General features: G+C 67.2%; 19 protein-coding genes. 8 read left to right on the top strand and 11 right to left on the bottom strand.

The window, feature by feature from the left end:
* Window positions 1-65 precede the first annotated feature (65 nt).
* Window positions 66-1,001 (top strand): ribose-phosphate pyrophosphokinase, encoded by a 936-nt coding sequence (locus tag LRA87_RS12300; protein ID WP_230631751.1) that lies wholly within the window; start codon window positions 66-68, stop codon window positions 999-1,001.
* 281 nt (window positions 1,002-1,282) lie between these two features.
* Here the strand turns inward: LRA87_RS12300 and LRA87_RS12295 are convergent, their stop codons facing one another.
* Entirely contained in the window at window positions 1,283-1,618 is a 336-nt protein-coding gene (locus LRA87_RS12295; protein WP_230631750.1) for a PilZ domain-containing protein, read from the bottom strand.
* A 25-nt stretch (window positions 1,619-1,643) separates the two neighbouring features.
* The gene (locus tag LRA87_RS12290; protein WP_230631749.1) at window positions 1,644-2,174 is read right to left on the bottom strand and encodes a sterol desaturase family protein; all 531 of its coding nucleotides are present in this window, start codon (window positions 2,172-2,174) and stop codon (window positions 1,644-1,646) included.
* A 129-nt stretch (window positions 2,175-2,303) separates the two neighbouring features.
* Here LRA87_RS12290 and sucC point away from each other — a divergent pair, with 129 nt between their 5' ends.
* The 3 genes from sucC (at window position 2,304) to LRA87_RS12275 (ending at window position 5,615) form a co-directional block, all read left to right on the top strand.
* Window positions 2,304-3,503: an ADP-forming succinate--CoA ligase subunit beta gene (sucC, locus tag LRA87_RS12285; protein ID WP_230631748.1), complete on the top strand. Its 1,200-nt coding sequence runs from the start codon at window positions 2,304-2,306 to the stop codon at window positions 3,501-3,503.
* A gap of 439 nt (window positions 3,504-3,942) precedes the next feature.
* Entirely contained in the window at window positions 3,943-4,689 is a 747-nt protein-coding gene (locus LRA87_RS12280; protein ID WP_230631747.1) for an electron transfer flavoprotein subunit beta/FixA family protein, read from the top strand.
* Window positions 4,686-5,615, top strand: coding sequence for an electron transfer flavoprotein subunit alpha/FixB family protein (locus tag LRA87_RS12275; protein ID WP_230631746.1), 930 nt, complete (start codon window positions 4,686-4,688; stop codon window positions 5,613-5,615). Before LRA87_RS12280 ends, LRA87_RS12275 begins: the two co-directional genes overlap by 4 nt.
* A 72-nt stretch (window positions 5,616-5,687) precedes the next feature.
* On the opposite strand, the gene LRA87_RS12270 is transcribed toward LRA87_RS12275, so the two are convergent.
* Entirely contained in the window at window positions 5,688-6,467 is a 780-nt protein-coding gene (locus LRA87_RS12270) for a hypothetical protein (protein WP_230631745.1), read from the bottom strand.
* Between LRA87_RS12270 and LRA87_RS12265 the strand changes: the two genes are divergently transcribed.
* Complete coding sequence (locus LRA87_RS12265; protein ID WP_230631744.1) at window positions 6,466-6,651, top strand: hypothetical protein; 186 nt, start codon at window positions 6,466-6,468, stop codon at window positions 6,649-6,651. The genes LRA87_RS12270 and LRA87_RS12265 overlap by 2 nt on opposite strands.
* Window positions 6,652-6,678: 27 nt before the next feature.
* On the opposite strand, the gene LRA87_RS12260 is transcribed toward LRA87_RS12265, so the two are convergent.
* From LRA87_RS12260 to epsC, 3 genes are read right to left on the bottom strand one after another with little or no spacing between them, the layout of a single operon-like run.
* The gene (locus LRA87_RS12260) at window positions 6,679-6,918 is read right to left on the bottom strand and encodes a hypothetical protein (RefSeq protein WP_230631743.1); all 240 of its coding nucleotides are present in this window, start codon (window positions 6,916-6,918) and stop codon (window positions 6,679-6,681) included.
* Entirely contained in the window at window positions 6,915-7,694 is a 780-nt protein-coding gene (locus LRA87_RS12255; RefSeq protein ID WP_230631742.1) for a gamma-glutamyl-gamma-aminobutyrate hydrolase family protein, read from the bottom strand. Before LRA87_RS12255 ends, LRA87_RS12260 begins: the two co-directional genes overlap by 4 nt.
* On the bottom strand, window positions 7,694-8,662 hold the full coding sequence (gene epsC / locus LRA87_RS12250; protein ID WP_230631741.1) for a serine O-acetyltransferase EpsC: 969 nt from the start codon (window positions 8,660-8,662) through the stop codon (window positions 7,694-7,696). Before epsC ends, LRA87_RS12255 begins: the two co-directional genes overlap by 1 nt.
* A gap of 130 nt (window positions 8,663-8,792) precedes the next feature.
* Here epsC and LRA87_RS18450 point away from each other — a divergent pair, with 130 nt between their 5' ends.
* Together LRA87_RS18450 and LRA87_RS12245 are read left to right on the top strand one after the other, a co-directional pair.
* Window positions 8,793-9,029: a membrane dipeptidase gene (locus LRA87_RS18450; RefSeq protein ID WP_329958596.1), complete on the top strand. Its 237-nt coding sequence runs from the start codon at window positions 8,793-8,795 to the stop codon at window positions 9,027-9,029.
* Window positions 9,030-10,004 carry a dipeptidase gene (locus LRA87_RS12245; RefSeq protein WP_329958595.1) on the top strand — a complete coding sequence of 325 codons (975 nt, stop codon included), beginning with the start codon at window positions 9,030-9,032 and terminating at the stop codon, window positions 10,002-10,004. It abuts the gene before it with no gap.
* Window positions 10,005-10,122: 118 nt separating this feature from the next.
* On the opposite strand, the gene LRA87_RS12240 is transcribed toward LRA87_RS12245, so the two are convergent.
* The 5 genes from LRA87_RS12240 to LRA87_RS12220 form a co-directional block, all read right to left on the bottom strand.
* Window positions 10,123-11,361 (bottom strand): MFS transporter, encoded by a 1,239-nt coding sequence (locus tag LRA87_RS12240; protein ID WP_230631740.1) that lies wholly within the window; start codon window positions 11,359-11,361, stop codon window positions 10,123-10,125.
* Window positions 11,348-12,352 (bottom strand): histone deacetylase family protein, encoded by a 1,005-nt coding sequence (locus tag LRA87_RS12235; RefSeq protein WP_230631739.1) that lies wholly within the window; start codon window positions 12,350-12,352, stop codon window positions 11,348-11,350. The genes LRA87_RS12240 and LRA87_RS12235 overlap by 14 nt, the downstream gene beginning before the upstream one ends.
* Window positions 12,349-13,557 carry a Na+/H+ antiporter NhaA gene (gene nhaA, locus LRA87_RS12230; RefSeq protein WP_230631738.1) on the bottom strand — a complete coding sequence of 403 codons (1,209 nt, stop codon included), beginning with the start codon at window positions 13,555-13,557 and terminating at the stop codon, window positions 12,349-12,351. The genes LRA87_RS12235 and nhaA overlap by 4 nt, the downstream gene beginning before the upstream one ends.
* Entirely contained in the window at window positions 13,554-14,768 is a 1,215-nt protein-coding gene (locus tag LRA87_RS12225; protein ID WP_230631737.1) for an MFS transporter, read from the bottom strand. Before LRA87_RS12225 ends, nhaA begins: the two co-directional genes overlap by 4 nt.
* A gap of 382 nt (window positions 14,769-15,150) precedes the next feature.
* Window positions 15,151-16,728 carry a lysine--tRNA ligase gene (locus LRA87_RS12220; protein WP_230631736.1) on the bottom strand — a complete coding sequence of 526 codons (1,578 nt, stop codon included), beginning with the start codon at window positions 16,726-16,728 and terminating at the stop codon, window positions 15,151-15,153.
* Window positions 16,729-16,784: 56 nt separating this feature from the next.
* Here LRA87_RS12220 and LRA87_RS12215 point away from each other — a divergent pair, with 56 nt between their 5' ends.
* Window positions 16,785-17,351 (top strand): Uma2 family endonuclease, encoded by a 567-nt coding sequence (locus LRA87_RS12215; RefSeq protein WP_230631735.1) that lies wholly within the window; start codon window positions 16,785-16,787, stop codon window positions 17,349-17,351.
* The last annotated feature ends 33 nt before the right edge of the window (window positions 17,352-17,384 follow it).

Here is a 17,384-nt window from a genome sequence, read left to right as displayed (position 1 = left end):
GAAGCTTTCGGTTTTGTGACGGTGGCTCTAAGGCGCGCACCATCGATGGGGCGGAGCCAAGCGCGATGAAACTGATAACCGGCAATTCGAACCTTCCGCTGGCGCGGGAGATCGCGGCGTACCTCGAGATTCCGCTGACCGATGCGCTGGTCCGCCGCTTCGCCGACGAGGAGATCTTCGTCGAGATCCAGGAAAACGTGCGCGGCGAGGACGTGTTCGTGCTGCAGTCGACCGGCTTTCCGGCGAACGACAACCTCATGGAAATGCTCATCATCATCGATGCGCTGAAGCGGTCGTCGGCGCGCCGCATCACCGCGGTGATCCCGTACATGGGCTATGCGCGACAGGACCGGAAGCCGGGCCCGCGGACGCCGATCTCGGCCAAGCTGGTGGCCAACCTCATCACCGTCGCCGGCGCGGACCGCGTGCTGTCGGTCGATCTGCACGCGGGGCAGATCCAGGGTTTCTTCGATATCCCGACCGACAACCTCTATGCCGCGCCGGTGATGTCGGCGGACATCAACGCGCGGTTCAAGGGCAAGAACATGATGGTCGTTTCGCCCGACGTCGGCGGCGTGGTGCGCGCCCGCCAGCTGGCGAAGCGGCTCGATAACGCCCCGCTCGCGATCGTCGACAAGCGGCGTGAGCGTGCCGGCGAGTCGGAGGTGATGAACATCATCGGCGACGTCGAAGGCCGGTTCTGCATCCTGATCGACGATATCGTCGATTCGGCGGGGACATTGTGCAACGCGGCGGCGGCGTTGCGCGAGGCGGGGGCGGAGGATGTCGTCGCCTATGTGACGCATGGCGTTCTGTCGGGCGGCGCGGTGGCGCGTGTCGAGGGGTCGGCGTTGCGTGAGCTGGTGATCACCGATTCGATCGGGAATCACGAGTCGATCGGCAAGTCCGGGCGGATCCGGCATCTGCCGATCGCGCCGCTACTCGGCGAGGCGATCAAGCGGATCGCGGATGAGACGTCGGTGTCGAGCCTTTTCGACTGACGGGGGGAGGGGCTGCCACGTCCGCCCCGACGCGCGAAGCGCAGCACCCGTCACAGTCAGCGGGCGCGCCCGAGCGCGGCCCGCCTGACGGCGGCTTTGCCGGCGTCGTTGGCCATTCCCCCCACGTCATAGCTTCGCTGCGCTCGCAATGACGGGTGATTGTCGATGACGAGATCGATCAGCGACGACGGCAAAGCCGCCGTCGGACGGGTTCGGTGAGCCGACCCGCCGTCCGGTCGCAGGTTTGCGCGTGCCGCGCACCAGCGCGGACGTAGCCGCGCTTAACGCTGCGACAGCGCGATAATATGTTCGAACACCGCGGGGTGAAGCGGCTTGGCGAAGGCGCAGCCGTATTTGAACTTGTCGCGCCATGCGACCACGGCTTCCAGTCCGGCGAGGCCCGGCAGCGTCAGCCACACGACGGTGCCCGGCCACAGGGTGAAGCTCGTCTCGGCACGGAAGCCCGACAGCGACAGGTCGGTGACCTCGATCTCGAACCGGGTTTGCCCGCGGTCGCGCAAATGCGCGCGCATCTTCACCGCCTTGCGGAGTGCCTGACGCGAATCGTCGGTCAAATCGACGGGTTCGTACGGCGGGGTGAAGATCGGCTGTTCCATAGCGCGACGGATGCCACGCCAATGGTTACTTTTCTGCCAACGCCTTGCCTGGCCCCGGCCCTGTTTCCGGCGCTCGGACACCCCGTCGGCCGCGACGCTTCAATTCGGCCTTCAGATCCTCCGGGCGGGGCGCGACGAGGAAACCGAAGCTGACGTTGCCCTCGCGTGTCTCGACGACGTGATGCAGGCGATGCGCCTGGACGATGCGCTTCATATAGGCGGACTTGGGCAGGTAGCGCGTTGGAATGCGCTGATGCACGATGATGTCGTGGAATCCGAAGTAGATCGCGCCATAGGCCGCGATCCCTGCGCCGATCCACGCGAACCCCGGCCACCAGCCGAGCTGCACGCCGCCGAGCAGCAGGATGAACGACGGCACCGCGAAAATCACGGCGTACAGGTCGTTCAGCTCCCAATTGCCGTGACGCCGGGTGTGGTGGCTCGCGTGCAGAAACCAGCCCCAGCCGTGCATCACCCAACGGTGCGCGGCATAGGCGAAGCCCTCCATACCGATCACGGTCACGAGGAAGAGGAGGATGCCGTACGGCCAGGACATGCAGGTTCCGTCTAATGCGATGCGTTTGCAATAACGAATGAACCCCGGATCAGTTCAGGGTGGATTCGCCGCGCCGCCTGTGCAAAAGGCGGCTCAATCTCCTCTTTATAGCATAACGCGAGGCAGGCCATGAACATCCACGAATATCAAGCCAAGGAACTGCTCGCCAAGTTCGGCGTCCCCGTCCCCGCCGGCTTCGCCGCGATGAGCGTCGAGGAAGCCGTCGCCGCCACCGGGAAGCTGCCCGGACCGCTCTACGTCGTGAAGGCGCAGATTCACGCGGGTGGCCGCGGCAAGGGCAAGTTCAAGGAACTCGGCCCCGACGCCAAGGGCGGCGTCCGCCTCGCCAAGACCGCCGACGAGGTTCGCGCGGCGGCGACCGACATGCTCGGCAACACGCTCGTCACCATCCAGACGGGTGACGCGGGCAAGCAGGTCAACCGCCTGTACGTGACCGACGGCGTCGACATCGCCAAGGAATTCTACCTCGCGCTGCTCGTCAATCGCGCGACCGGTCGTGTGTCGATGGTCGCTTCGACCGAGGGCGGCATGGACATCGAAACGGTGGCGCACGACACACCCGAGAAGATCCTGTCGATCGACATCGACGCAGCGACGGGGTTCCAGCCGCACCACGGCCGTGCCGTCGCTGCCGCACTGGAACTGACCGGCGACCTCGCCAAGCAGGCCGCCAATGTCGCATCGAAGCTGTACGACGCGTTCCTCGGCACCGATGCCGAGCAGATCGAGATCAACCCGCTCGCCGTGACCGACGACGGCAAGCTGATGGTGCTCGACGCGAAGGTCGCCTTCGACGGCAATGCGATGTTCCGTCACAAGGACCTGATGGAGCTGCGCGACACCACCGAAGAGGACGCGATGGAGCTGGAGGCGTCGAAGTACGACCTCGCCTACATCAAGCTCGACGGCGACATCGGCTGCATGGTCAACGGTGCCGGCCTCGCGATGGCGACGATGGACATCATCAAGCTGAACGGCATGTTCCCGGCTAACTTCCTCGACGTCGGCGGCGGCGCCAACAAGGAGAAGGTGACCGCGGCGTTCAAGATCATCCTCGCCGATCCCGCGGTGAAGGGCATTCTGGTCAACATCTTCGGCGGCATCATGAAGTGCGACATCATCGCCGAGGGCATCGTCGCCGCGGCGAAGGAAGTGAATTTGTCGGTGCCGCTGGTCGTCCGTCTGGAAGGCACCAACGTGCAGGCCGGCAAGGACATCCTCGCCAACTCCGGCCTCGCGATCGTTCCCGCGAACGACCTGGGCGATGCGGCGAAGAAGATCGTCGCCGAGGTGCAGAAGGCGGCGTAACCTCTTCATTCCTCCCGCGCGAAGCGGTGGTGGAGGGGGCGTTTCCGCGAACGACCAAGTGCGTCGCTCACCTCCCCCTCCGTCACGGCTTCGCCGCGCCACCTCCCCCTCGCGGGGGAGGACTGGGAGGGCCGAATTTGCCAAGTCCTCCCTCGCTTGAGCGGGGGAGGTGGCAGCGAAGCTGACGGAGGGGGCGTTTTCGCAGGCGGCGAGGTCCGTTGGTCACGTCAACTCACCTCCCCCCCGGGGGGGAGGAAGAGATGGAAATTTTTGCGGGCTCGGGCATCATGTCCGGGCCCGATTCGTTTGAGTAAGACAGATGCCGTTACGGCAAGCGGCATTTTCCGTACCGGACTTGCGAAAACCGCGGAAAATAGCCATGTGACCCGCCGATACGACGCCGGAAAATGGCGTCGGAGGCGCAATCGGAAGGAAGCTGATGAAGGTGCTGGTGCCGGTCAAGCGCGTGCTTGACTATAACGTGAAGCCCCGCGTGAAGGCGGACGGTTCGGGCGTCGACCTGGCCAACGTCAAGATGTCGATGAACCCGTTCGACGAAATCGCGGTCGAGGAAGCCATCCGCCTGAAGGACAAGGGCGTCACCGAGATCGTCGTCATCTCGATCGGCGAGCAGAAGGCGCAGGAAACGCTGCGGACCGCGCTGGCGATGGGTGCCGATCGCGCCATTCTCGTAGTGTCGGACACCAGGGTCGAGCCGCTTGGCGTCGCCAAGATCCTCGCGAAGATCGTCGAGGAGGAACAGCCGAGTCTCGTGATCCTCGGCAAGCAGGCGATCGACGACGACAACAACCAGACCGGCCAGATGCTGGCAGGTCTGCTCGGCTGGGGACAGGGGACGTTCGCGTCCAAGGTCGAGCTCACCGACACCGATGTCACCGTGACGCGCGAAGTCGATGGCGGTCTGGAAACCGACAAGTTCAACCTGCCGGCGATCGTCACGACCGATCTGCGTCTGAACGAGCCGCGCTACGCCTCGCTGCCCAACATCATGAAGGCGAAGTCGAAGCCGATGGCGCAGAAGACCGCCGCCGATTACGGCGTCGACGTCACCGCGCGCCTGACCACGCTGAAGGTCGTCGAGCCGGGCAAGCGCCAGGCGGGCGTCAAGGTCGCCGATGTCGACGAACTCGTCATGAAGCTGCATGCGATGGGGATTGCGAAGTGAAGACGCTCGTCTGGGTCGAACACGACGGCACGTCCGTCAAGGATGCCACGCTCGCCGCGGTGACTGCCGCGTCGAAGCTGGGTGAGGTGCACCTGCTCGTCGCCGGCCAGGGCGTCGACGGCGTCGCGCAGGCGGCGGCGAAGATCGCCGGCGTAGGCAAGGTCCACGTCGCCGACGATGCGGCCTATGCGCATGCGCTCGCCGAGAACGTCGCGCCGCTGGTCGTCGAGCTGATGGGGCATCACGATGCCTTCGTCGCGCCGTCGACCACCACCGGCAAGAACGTCGCGCCGCGCGTCGCCGCATTGCTCGACGTGATGCAGATCAGCGACATCCTGTCGGTTGAAGCCGAGGATACGTTCACGCGGCCGATCTACGCCGGCAATGCGATCGCGACGGTGCAGACGTCGGACGCCAAGAAGGTCATCACCGTCCGCGGCACCGCCTTCGAAAAGGCAGCGACCGAGGGTGGCTCGGGTGAGATCGAGGCGGTCGCGTCGAAGGGCGAGACCGGCGTGTCGACCTTCGTCGGGTCGGAGATCGCCGAGAATGCGCGCCCGGAGTTGACCAGCGCGAAGATCATCGTGTCGGGCGGGCGTGCGCTCGGGTCGGGCGAGCAGTTCCACGCGCTGATCGATCCGCTCGCCGACAAGCTGGGTGCGGGTGTCGGTGCGAGCCGTGCGGCGGTCGATGCCGGCTATGCGCCGAACGATTATCAGGTCGGCCAGACCGGCAAGATCGTCGCGCCGGAAGTCTATGTCGCGGTCGGTATTTCCGGTGCGATCCAGCATCTTGCCGGCATGAAGGACAGCAAGGTCATCGTCGCGATCAACAAGGATGAGGATGCCCCGATCTTTCAGGTCGCGGACATCGGCCTGGTCGGCGACCTGTTCAAGATCGTGCCGGAACTGACGGAAAAGCTCTGATCCTGGCGGGCGTGCAACCCCGGGGTTGCACGCCCTTCGGCGTCACATGGCCGACGATCGGCGAACATGGCGTCATTCCGGCAACAGGCTATCGACCCCGCGTGTCGCCAGAGCCCAGCGATAGGCCGCATCGGCAATATAGAACCGGAATTGTACGCCGTCGAAATATACGCGCCGGGCGTTGCCGACGCAGATTTTCGCCCGATTGACGATGGCAGCCTCCAGCCGGCGAACGGTGTCGAGGGGCTTGTCGGTCAGTGCAAGTTGCATCGATAATTCGGGTTGCAGCCGTACGAAGCAAACGGCCGTTTCGAAGTAGCGCACGTCCACTGGAAGCCGGAACTTCGCAAGCGGCGTCTCCCGCGCATTGAAACGGGCTTGGACCACCGGATCGCCGGTCTGTTTTCGCGTCAACGTCAATCGTGGATCGATTCGCTTCATTACCTCGATCGTCAGGGCGCCGCGATCGTAGTAAGGATTGCCGGTTATGCGACCGCCAAGCGCGGCCTGTGGATCGGGAGCACATGCAAGGGTAAGCTGCGCCAGCCGCTGGAATGCGAAGGCTTGTTTGGTGCTGTTCGTGCGCGTGCCGAATATCTGGCGGAGATAGGCGATCCTGGTGGGGGATGCCGGTTCCGACGCGCATTTCGCCCATAATTGCGCCCGATCGAAGACCGTACGACTGCCGACCGCGCTGCCGGTGCGCGCGCTGCCCAGCGTCTGTTTGCTGACCAAGGAATCCTCCGCGTCGATATCCGGAAGAGCGGTGACGACGATATCGTTGGAAACCGGCTGCTCCTGTGGGATCGCGGCCGGCGGCGGCGCGCTTTGCACGAGCAGGGCGGCCAGCATGATGGTGATCGCGCTCATCGAATCCCCCCTAACGCCGATGCTGAAGCGAGCCGGTCGCCAAGTAAAGCGCGAAACGCCAGCGATTGTGCGTCATGAGGGCTTCCCCGCGCTCTTACGCAAAACCATAAAAAAGCGGCCCGATCCCAGCATGATCGAGCCGCCAGTCTACGCCCAGGGAGCTTAAACCCGGCGTGTCCATGAAACCGGATGATTAGAGCGCGTTGCCCTCCACGGGGGCGATCAGATTCTCCGCAGCTGCGCCATTGTCGACGATCAGGTCGTTGCCCGTTGCCTCGAACGCATCGCTGTTCGCCAAGCCGGCGTCGCCCTCCTCGTTGAGCGTCAGCGTGTCGGTGGCGGTGATGTTGTTGCCGGTGTCCGTCTTCGAACCGCAGGCGGCAAGGCTCAGGGCGGCAAGCGCGAGCGCCGGTGCCAGAATGACGATCTTCATGCAGTCCTCCGTGTTGAACCTTGGTCGCTGCCGCCCCGCAGGCCGGCACCGATCAGCGAGAAAAAGGCGCGGCTGGCGGGGGCGGTGCCGGCGTCCCATTCGGGATGCCATTGCACGCCGAGCACGTCCGCGCCGCAGGGGCGTGCCGATACCGCCTCGATCAGGCCGTCGTCCGCTGCGACCGCCTCTACCGACAGGCCGCCGCCCAGGCGGTCGATCCCCTGCTGGTGCACCGAGTTGACCCGCATCCGCGTTGCGCCGGTCGCGTCGGCCAGCCGCCCGCAGGCGCTCAGCTCGACATCGTGGCCGTGGTGGAACAGCGAATCGTAATCGCCCTCCCACGCGCCGCGATGGTGGCGCTCGGCATGTTCGGCGGCGCAGAGCGATCCGCCGAACAGCACGTTGATCTCCTGTAACCCGCGGCAGATGCCGAAGACGGGCTTGCCCGCCTCGATCATCCGCCCGGCGAGCGCGAGGGCGACCTGATCGCGCGGTTCGTCGACGATCTGCCCCTCGGGCAGCGGCGCGCCGCCGTAGCGCCAGGGCGCGACATGCGAGCGCGATCCGGTCAGCAGCAGCCCGTCGAGGATCGCCGACAGCGTCGCCACGTCGGCGGTGTCGGGCATCGCCGGCACCAGCAGCACGGTCGCGTTCGCCAGCCGGGTGAGCGGTTCGACGAAGCGGCTGGCGACGACCTGCACCGGGCGGTCCGCGACTTCGTTGCAGCAGAGGACGCCGATCACCGGCCGGCGTTCGGGATGCAGGCTCTGGCCCATCACACCACCGCCTGGACGAGCGTATCGCGCAACGCATGGCCGGCGGAGGGCGCGAGCAAATCCGCCTCCGGCTGCACCACGACGCCGCCGGGCGGCACGTCGGTCAGCAGCCAGACGTTGCCGCCGATCGTCGCGCCGGCGCCGATGTGGACGCGGCCGAGGATCGTCGCGCCGGCATAGATCACCACGTCGTCGCCGACGATCGGGTGGCGGGCGAAGCGTTCGCGCGGGGAGCGGCGGGCGGCGCCCAGGGGACTGCGCGCGCCCAAGGTGACGTGCTGGTACAGCCGCACGCCGCTGCCGACGATCGCGGTTTCGCCGATCACGACGCCCGTGCCGTGGTCGATGAAGAAGCGTTCGCCGATCGTCGCGCCGGGATGGATGTCGATGCCGGTGCGTTCGTTGGCGAGTTCGGAGATCATCCGCGCGACGATCGGCGCGCCGAGAGCGTGCAGCTGGTGGGCGATGCGATGATGCAGGCTGGCGATCGCGCCGGGGTAGCAGACGAGGATCTCGTCGGTGCTGCCCGCGGCGGGATCGCCCAGGAACGCCGCCTCGACATCGCTGTCGACCAGCCGGCGGATGTCGCCGAGCGTGCCGGCGAACAGGCGGACGATCGTCGCGGCCTGATCGGCGTCGAAGGCGGCGCGCGCCTCCGCCTGCCAATAGCCGAGTTCGTGGCCGATCTCTCGCTCCAGCTCGGTGAAGGCGGCGGCGAGCTTCGCGGCGACGAAGCGGTCCTCGTCGGCGGGGGTGACGCGCTGAAGGCCGAGCCGGCGCGGGTACAGTGCCTCGGCGAGCAGTTCGACGATGCGCTCGATCGCGCCGCGGGAGGGGAAGATGGCGGCAACGCGCGCCGATTGCTGGCGATCCCGCCAGTCGCTACGGGCGGCGCGCAACGCGTCCACGGCCTCGCCCAGCGTCGCACCGGAATGCGGTTCGTCTGCCTTGAGCGCCTGGTACGTCATCCGATACCTCCGACGATCAAGATATCCCATCATAACGGTAGGAATAGGAAGAAAAGCTATCCCGGTGCGAAGTTCGGTTGAGCCGAGCGGCGGGCTGGCGATCCGGCGGCGAACCTGCTTCACTGGCCGCATGCTGATACTTGCCCTGCTGCTCGCTGCCCAATTGTCCGATGTCGCGGTGGCGGCGCGAGTCGAGCGGGTGCTGGCGCGCACCCCCGTGATCGACGGTCATAACGATCTGGCGTGGGAGCTGCGCGAGGCGGTGCCGGCGCCCGATCTGTCGCGCGATACCGCGGTCCTGCCGCATCCGTTGCAGACCGACATCCCGCGGCTGCGCAAGGGGCGGGTCGGCGCGCAATTCTGGTAGGTGTGGATTCCGGCCGATACGATCGGCCCGCGCGCGGTCGAGATGACGCTGGAGGAGATCGACGTGGTCCGCCGCTTCGTCGCGGCACATCCGCGCGACCTGGAGATGGCGACCAGCGCCGCCGACGTGCGCCGGGTCGAGCGCGCCGGGCGGATCGCCTCGCTGATCGGGGTCGAGGGCGGGCATCAGATCGACGGGCGGCTGGCGGTGCTGCGCCAGTATAAGGCGCTCGGCGTCGGCTATATGACGCTGACGCATGGCAAGAGCCTGGAATGGGCGGACAGTTCCACTGATGCGCCGCGCGCAGGCGGGCTGAACCCATTCGGTCGGCAGGTGGTGGCGGAGATGAACCGGATCGGCATGATCGTCGACGTCAGCCATGTCGCCGACACGACCATGCGCGACGTGCTGGCGGTGTCGCGCGCGCCGGCGATCGCGTCGCATTCCGGCGCGCGCGCGGTGACCGACGCGCCGCGCAACATCCCCGACGACCTGCTCACCGCGATCGGGGCGAAGGGCGGGGTGGTGATGGTCAACTTCTATCCTGCCTTCCTGTCGAATGCGTGGCGGGCGTGGGACAGGGAGCGGACCGCTTATGCCAGGTCGGTCGGCGTGGCGGCGGATGTCTATGGTCCCAAGTCCCCGGCGCCGCTGGTCGCGTGGGACGCCGCGCATCCGCAGCCGCGCGTGGGGGTGAAGGAGGTCGCCGATCACGTCGAGCATGTCGCGCGCGTGGCGGGGCATGATGCGGTCGGGCTCGGCGGCGATTACGACGGGATCAACGGCACCGCGCCGCAGGGGATGACGGGTGTCGATGGCTATCCGCTGCTGTTCGCCGAGCTGGTGCGGCGGGGGTGGAGCGATGCCGATCTCGCCAAGCTGTCGGGTGGCAACGTGCTGCGGGTGATGGAGGCGGTCGAGGCGGTGGCGACGCGTTCGGCGGGCCAGCCGCCGGTGGAGGCGACGGCGCGGTAATCGTCCTCACCCTCACCCTCACCCTCACCCTCACCCTGCGCCGCCTTCGGCGTCTTTTCCCTCTCCCAATGGGAGAGGAGGGAGCGGCGCAGCCGCGAAAGGGTGAGGGTGAGCGCGACTAAGGTTCGACAGGCCCCGTGCTCGGCCCCTCCGGCACGGCGAGCGGCGGGACGCGTGCCAGCAGCACGCCGAGCGCCAGCGCCATCACGCCCAGCACCAGACAGAACGCCGCGACCCCCGGCCAGCCCGCGTGCGTCCAGGCAACGCCGCCCGCCGACCCGAGCACGCTCGACCCCAGATAATAGAAGAACAGGTACAGCGCCGCACCTTGGCCGCGATTGCCGAGCGCGCGCCGTCCGACCCAGGCGCTCGCGATCGAATGCGCGCCGAAGAAGCCGACCGTCACCAGCGCGATGCCGAGGATCACCACCGCGAGCGAGCGCGCCTCGGTCGCCGCGACGCCGCCGAGCAGCAGCACGATCGGCAGCCAGAACACCCGCCGCCGCCCGACCCGGCCGGCGAACGAGCCGAACAGCGCCGAACTCGCCGAGCCGAGGATGTAGAGCAGGAACACGCCGCCCACCGCCGCCTGGCTCAATCCATAGGGCGGCGCGAGCAGGCGGAAGCCGGCATAATTGTAGATGGTGACGAACCCCCCCATCAGCAGGAACGCCTCGGCATAGAGCAGCGGCAAGGCCCGGTCGCGGAACAGCGAGGCGATCCCGGCGAGCGGATTGCGGCCCACGCCGGGGACGAAGCCGCGCGACGCCGGCGCCAACCGTCGGAACGCCTCCGCCATCACCACGCCCGCCAGCCCGACGCTGCCCAACGCCCAGCGCCAGCCGGCGACATCGGCGACGAGGCTCGCGACCAGTCGCCCGCCCATGCCGCCGATCGCGCTGCCGGCGATATACAGCCCCATCGCCGCGCCGATCGAGGCGACGTCGACCTCTTCGGCGACATAGGCCATCGCCACCGCCGGCACGCCCGCCAGCGCGACGCCGGTCAGCAGTCGCAACGCGAGCAGCGCGCTCCACCCCGGCACCAGCGCGGCGGCGAGCGTCAGCGCGCCCGCGACGAACATCGCCCACACCATCAGCGGTCGCCGCCCGATGCGGTCCGACAGGACGCCGGCGAACAGGATGCCGATCGCCAGCGGCCCGGTCGCGAGCGACACCGCCAGCGACGCGCCCTCCGCGCTCAACCCGTAATCCGCCGCGAACAGCGGCAGCAGCGGCTGCACCGAGTACAGCAGTGAAAAGGTCGAGAAGCCCGCGAACAGCATCGCCAGCGTCAGCGCGCGATAGGCGGGCGTCCCCTGCCGCAGGGGCCAGTCGGGTGCGTCAGAAGCCGGCAAGGAAGCTGGCGACGTTGGCACCGAGCGCGTCGACCGCATAGCCGCCCTCCATCACGATCACCGTCGGCCAGCCGCAGCCGGCGATCTCGGCCGCGAGCATGCGGTAGCTCGGCGTGGTAAGCGCGAAGCGGGAGATCGGGTCGCCCTCCCACGTATCCGCACCGAAGCTGACGACCAGCAGTCCCGGCGCGAAGCGGGCGATCGCCGCCAGCGCGGTCGCCTGCGCGTGGCGGAACGCGTCGAGCGTGGTGCCGTGCGGCAATGGCAGGTTGAGCGTCGCGCCTTCACCCGTACCGCCGCCGATCTCGTCGGCATGACCCCAGTAGAAGGGGAAGTCGGTCGCCGGATCGGCGTGGACCGAGGCGTAGAACACGTCGCCACGCTCCCAGAAGATATCCTGCGTCCCGTTGCCGTGATGATAATCGATGTCGAGGATCGCGACACGCTCGACACCCGCATCGCGCGCCGCCTGCGCCGCGACCGCGGCATGGTTGAGGTGGCAGTATCCGCCGCAATAATCGCGTCCGGCATGATGCCCCGGCGGCCGGGCGAGGGCGAAGGCGGCGCGATCGCCGCCGAGCACCGCCGCGGTGGCGGACAACGCCGCCTGGCTGCTCCAATAGCTCGCCGCCCAGCTATCCTCGGTCAGCGGCGTCACCGTGTCCATCGCATGCGCGCCGAGCAGCGCATCGACCCGCGACAGGCTTAGCGAACGCCGCTGCACCACCGGAAAGGCGTAGGGGATCGCATCCCCCGGCCGCCCCGCCTCGCGCCACAGCCGCGGTACGTCCTGCAGCGCCTGGCAATAGGCCGCGTCATGCACCGCGAGGATCGGCGCCATACCCGCGTCCATCGGCGCCTCGACCGGCCCGAGCGCGCGCAGCATGATCTGCAGCCGCGCCGGCACGTCGGCATAGGGCGTCATACCGCCGTTGTGGAACTCATTCGACGGCCGGTGCGCGGCCTGGAGCGGGTGACTGAAGATCCTCATGGCGCATGCTTTTTCCCGCACGACGCCAACACCGCAACCCCCGCAAGCGCCGAGAGGATCGATCCCGCCAGTACGCCGATCTTGACCCGCTCGATCAGCGCCGGATCGCCGAACGCCAGCCCGCCGATGAACAGGCTCATCGTAAAGCCGATGCCGGCGACCAGTGCCATGCCGTAGAGCTGCATCCAGCTGACGCCGGCCGGTCGTCTCGCGATCCCCAGCCGGTCCGCGCCCCAGATCGCGCCGAAGATGCCGAACTGCTTGCCCAGGAACAGGCCCAGCGCGATGCCGAGCACCAAAGGCTCGGCGAGCGTCGACAGGCTTGCTCCGGCCAGCGACACACCGGCATTGGCGAATCCGAACAGCGGCACGATCGCAAAGGCCACCCAGGGGTGCAACGCATGCTCCAGCCGATGCAGCGGCGATGTCGCGTCGTCGGGTGCTGCGGGGGACTTGCGGATCGGGATCAGCATCGCGGTCAGCACGCCCGCGATCGTCGCATGAATGCCCGATTGCAGCACGAACAGCCACAGGCCCGCACCGACCAGAAGATACGGCCACAATGCCATCACCTGCCGCCGGTTGAGCACGTAGAGCACGACCAGCGCCGCTCCCGCACCGGCGAGGCTCAGCACCTGGATCGTCTCGGTATAGGCCACCGCGATGATCGCCACCGCGCCCATGTCGTCGACGATCGCCACGGTCGTCAGCAGCAGCTTGACCGCCGACGGCACCCGGCTGCCGAGCAACGCCAGCACGCCGATCGCAAAGGCGATGTCGGTCGCGGCGGGGATCGCCCAGCCGGGCTGCAACCCCGGTTCCGCGCCGGCGACGATCAGGAAGACGAGCGCCGGCGCCGCCATGCCCGCGACGGCGGCGATGAAGGGCAGGCGGCGGCGATCGGCGCTGGCGAGCCGCCCGTCGACGAACTCGCGCTTGATCTCCAGCCCGACGAGCAGGAAGAACAGCGCCATCAGCCCGTCGTTGATCCACAGATGCACGCTCATCGGCCCCAGCGCGCGCGCCAGCACCGGGCCGGTCCGGTGGTGCAGCAGCGCTTCGTAGCCGTGGGCGGTGGCCGGCAGGTTGGCGACGATCATCGCGCAAACCGCCGCGGCGATCAGGACGATACCGCCCGCCGCCTCGCTGTGCAGGAAATCGCGGAGCGCGCTGTGGCTGCCGCGGCGGGAAACCTTGGTCGTCATCCGTTCCCGCGTAACGCTTGCGCCCCGCGAGACAAGCCGAACCCGCCGCGCTGCACCGCCAGCGACACTGCCCAGATCGCCAGCCCGCCGAGCGCCAGCGCGCAGCCGACGATGCCGGTCGAGGTCCAGCCGAGCCCGCCGGCGATCGCCAGCCCGCCCAGCCACGGCCCGATCGCATTGGCGGTGTTGAACGCCGAATGGTTCATCGCCGCCGCCAGCGCCTGCGCGTCGCCGGCAACGTCCATCAGCCGCGTCTGCAACACCGTGCCGAGCGCGCCGCCCAGCCCGATCGCGAACACGTCGAGCGTCATCGTCGTCACATTGCCCGCCGCCAGCGGATACAGCGCCAGCGCCCCCGCCGACCACAGCAGCAGCGCGCCGGCGGTCGGCATCAGCGCCTTGTCGGCGAAGCGCGGCACGACGAGGTTGCCGATCGTCATGCCCACGCCGAACACCGCCAGCACCACCGGCACCATCCGCGGCGACACGCCGGTGACGTCCATCAGCGTCGAGGCGAGATAGGTATAGACCGCGAACATCCCGCCGAACCCGATCGCCCCGGTGGCGAGCGTCAGCCACACCTGCTTGCGCTTGAGGGCGCCGAGTTCGCGCAACGGGCTGGCGTTGCGGTCGGGCGCGTCGATCGGCGCGAGCAACGCCACCAATGTCGCGGTCGTCAGCGCCAGCACGCCGACCAGCGCGAACACCCAGCGCCAGCTCGCGATCTGGCCCAGCAGCGTCGCGAACGGCACGCCGACGATCGTCGCCACCGTCAGCCCCAGCATGACCCGCCCGACCGCCTGCGTCCGCCGGTCGGCCGGCACCAGCGAGGCGGCGACCAGCGACGCGATCCCGAAATACGCCCCATGCGGCAGTCCGGCGAGGAACCGGAACGCCAGCATCCAGCCATAGCTCGGCGCCAGCGCAGACAGCGTATTACCGATCGCGAACAGCGCCATCAGCCCGATCAGCAACGTCCGCCGCGACATCCGCGCCGACAGCACAGCGATCGTTGGCGCACCGACGACCACCCCCAGCGCGTAAGCTGAAATGACATGCCCGACCGTCGGCGCATCGATGCCCAGCCCGCGCGCAAGGTCGGGCTCCAGGCTCATCGCCGCGAATTCGGTGGTCCCGATCGCGAACCCGCCCATCGCCAGCGCAAGGTGGACGAGGCCGGGATGCGCCTCTGCGGTCTGTCGTAATGTCATAAAATCTGCCCTAACCGGCTTTGCTGCAACGCAGCAAGCGTAACGGGAGGGCAGGGGCGTGGTTCCGGTAGCGAAGTCGGTGGTGCGCGCGGAGGCGCACAGGGCGCAGAGAATCTAGTCCGCGGCAGCTTCAATTCGTAACCGAGAGCGGCAGAGCTGAAACACCGGCGTCAATCACATCTTCTCTGCGTCCTCCGCGCCTCTGCGCGCAAAAAAGAAAGTTGGATTCACGCGGAGATGCGGAGGCGCGGAGATTGCGCTCGCGGCAGCTTTAACCTTCCCTCTCGGGCGACGCTCAAGCTGCAACGAAGATGAGGAAAGCCGCGGTCGCGGCAGGCACTGTATCTCCGCGCCTCCGCGTTTCCGCGTGCACCAACCGTCTTCAGACCTTCGCCAAAGCCTCGCCGATCAACCGACGGCTGTTCGCCACGCCATACAAAGCGATGAAGCTTCCCATCCGCGGCCCCTGCTCCGACCCCAGCAGCGTCTCGTACAAAGCCTTGAACCAGTCACGTAGATTCTCGAACCCGCCCGTCTTGCCGATCTCGTAGACGACGTTCTGGATATCCTCTGCGCTCGCATCCTCGGGCAGTGCCGCCAGATCGGCATCCAGCCGCCGCAGGGCGTCCACCTCGACACCCTCCGGCGCGCGCCGCTGCAACGTCGGTGCGACGAAATCGCGCGCATAGGCCAGCGCATAGTCGATCAGGCGGTCGAGCTCGGGATCGCGCTCCGGCGTCGCATCCGGGACGTAATTGCGCAGATAGCCCCAGACCTGCTCCTTGCTCGCCTCGCCCATCACGCCCACTAGGTTGAGCAACAGCCCGAACGTCACCGGCAGCGTCGCCTCCGGCACCTTGCCGTCGTGGATGTGATGCACCGGGTTGCCCAGCCGCTGCTTGATATCCTGCGTCGGGTAATTGCCGCGGAACTGCCAGTAGTCGTCGACCGCGCGCGGGATCACGCCGAAATGCAGCGACTTCGCCTTCTTGGGCTCGCGATAGGCGAAGAACGCCAGGCTTTCCTCCGGGCCATAGGTCAGCCACTGGTCCAGCGACAGGCCGTTGCCCTTGGACTTGGAGATCTTCTCGCCCTTCTCGTCGAGGAACATCTCGTAATTGAACCCCTCCGGCGGACGACCACCCAAGACGCGCGCGATCTTCGACGATTGCGTCACCGAATCGATCAGGTCCTTGCCCGCCATCTCGTAATCGACGCCCAGCGCGACCCAGCGCATCGCCCAGTCGACCTTCCATTGCAGCTTGGAAAGGCCGCCCAGCGCCGACTGCACGATCCGCTCGCCGCTCTCGTCGGTGAAAGCGATCGTACCGGCCTCCGCATCGACGACCTCGACCGGCACCTGCAACACCACGCCCGTCACCGGGCTGACGGGGAGCACCGGCGAGTACGTCTCGCGCCGCTCGGCACGCAGCGTCGGCAGCATGACATCGAGGATGCCCTGGTAATGCCGCAGCACCCCCTTGATGGCATCGTCGAACCGTCCGCCCTCGTAATATTCCGTCGACGAGGCGAATTCGTAATCGAACCCGAACCGGTCGAGGAATTGCCGCAGCATCGCATTGTTGTGCGCAGCAAAGCTGTCGAACTTGCCGAACGGATCGGGGATGCGCGTCAATGGCTTGCCGAGATGTTCGCGCAGCATGTCGCCGTTCGGCACGTTGTCCGGCACCTTGCGCAGGCCGTCCATGTCGTCGCTGAACGCGATCAACCGCGTGGGCTGGTCCGACAGCGCATGGAAGGCGTTGCGCACCATCGTCGTACGCAGCACTTCGTTGAACGTACCGATATGCGGCAGCCCCGAAGGCCCATAGCCCGTCTCGAACAGGATCGCCTCGCCGCTGGGCTTCCCATCCGGATAGCGCTTCAACAGCTTGCGCGCCTCCTCATACGGCCAGGCCTTGGAGTCGAGGGCAGCGGAGCGCAAATCGGTATCGGTCATAGTGCTCGCGCATCTGCCGCTTCGCGCGCCGAAGCGCAAATGCTATAGGTCGGTCCATGAACATGCTGGCGCCCGAAGACCTGCGGCCGTTCAAGCTGCGAATCGAGGATTACGAACTGCTCGACGGGGCAGGCGCGTTCGCGCTGCAGCGGGTCGAACTGATCGAGGGGGTCGTGGTCACCGTGAATTCCGAACGCGTGCCGCACGGTCGACTGAAGTCCGAACTGATGTTCCGGTTGCGGCTCGCGTTGCGCGACATCGGCTCTGAATTCGATGCCTATGCCGATGTCAGCCTGTCGCTGCCGCCCCACAATATGCCGGAGCCGGATGTGTTGGTGGCGCGCGCGGATGCAGCGGGCGATTACTGGGCGGCGGCCGATACGGGAATCGTGATCGAGGTCGCGGCATCGACGGTGCGCTCCGACCTCGGCGTCAAGAGGCACCTCTACGCCGAACACGGCATCCCCGAATATTGGGTGGTCGACGTGGAACGTCGGCAGGTTCATCAATTCTGGACACCGGCCGACGGCGACTACCGCGAAACGCGCATCGTACCGCTGGCGGGCGACATCCACAGCATCACGCTGCCCGATCTGATCGTAAGCGGCGCGGGAATCCTGTAATCTCGCTCTGGTGTTTTCGGTTCGTTCCGCGGT

This window comes from Sphingomonas sp. Leaf37 (genome assembly GCF_920939475.1).
In the GTDB taxonomy this organism is placed as follows: domain Bacteria; phylum Pseudomonadota; class Alphaproteobacteria; order Sphingomonadales; family Sphingomonadaceae; genus Sphingomonas.
The sequence above is the reverse complement of the archived record's forward strand: the minus strand, read 5'-3'. Positions and strand labels throughout refer to the sequence as shown.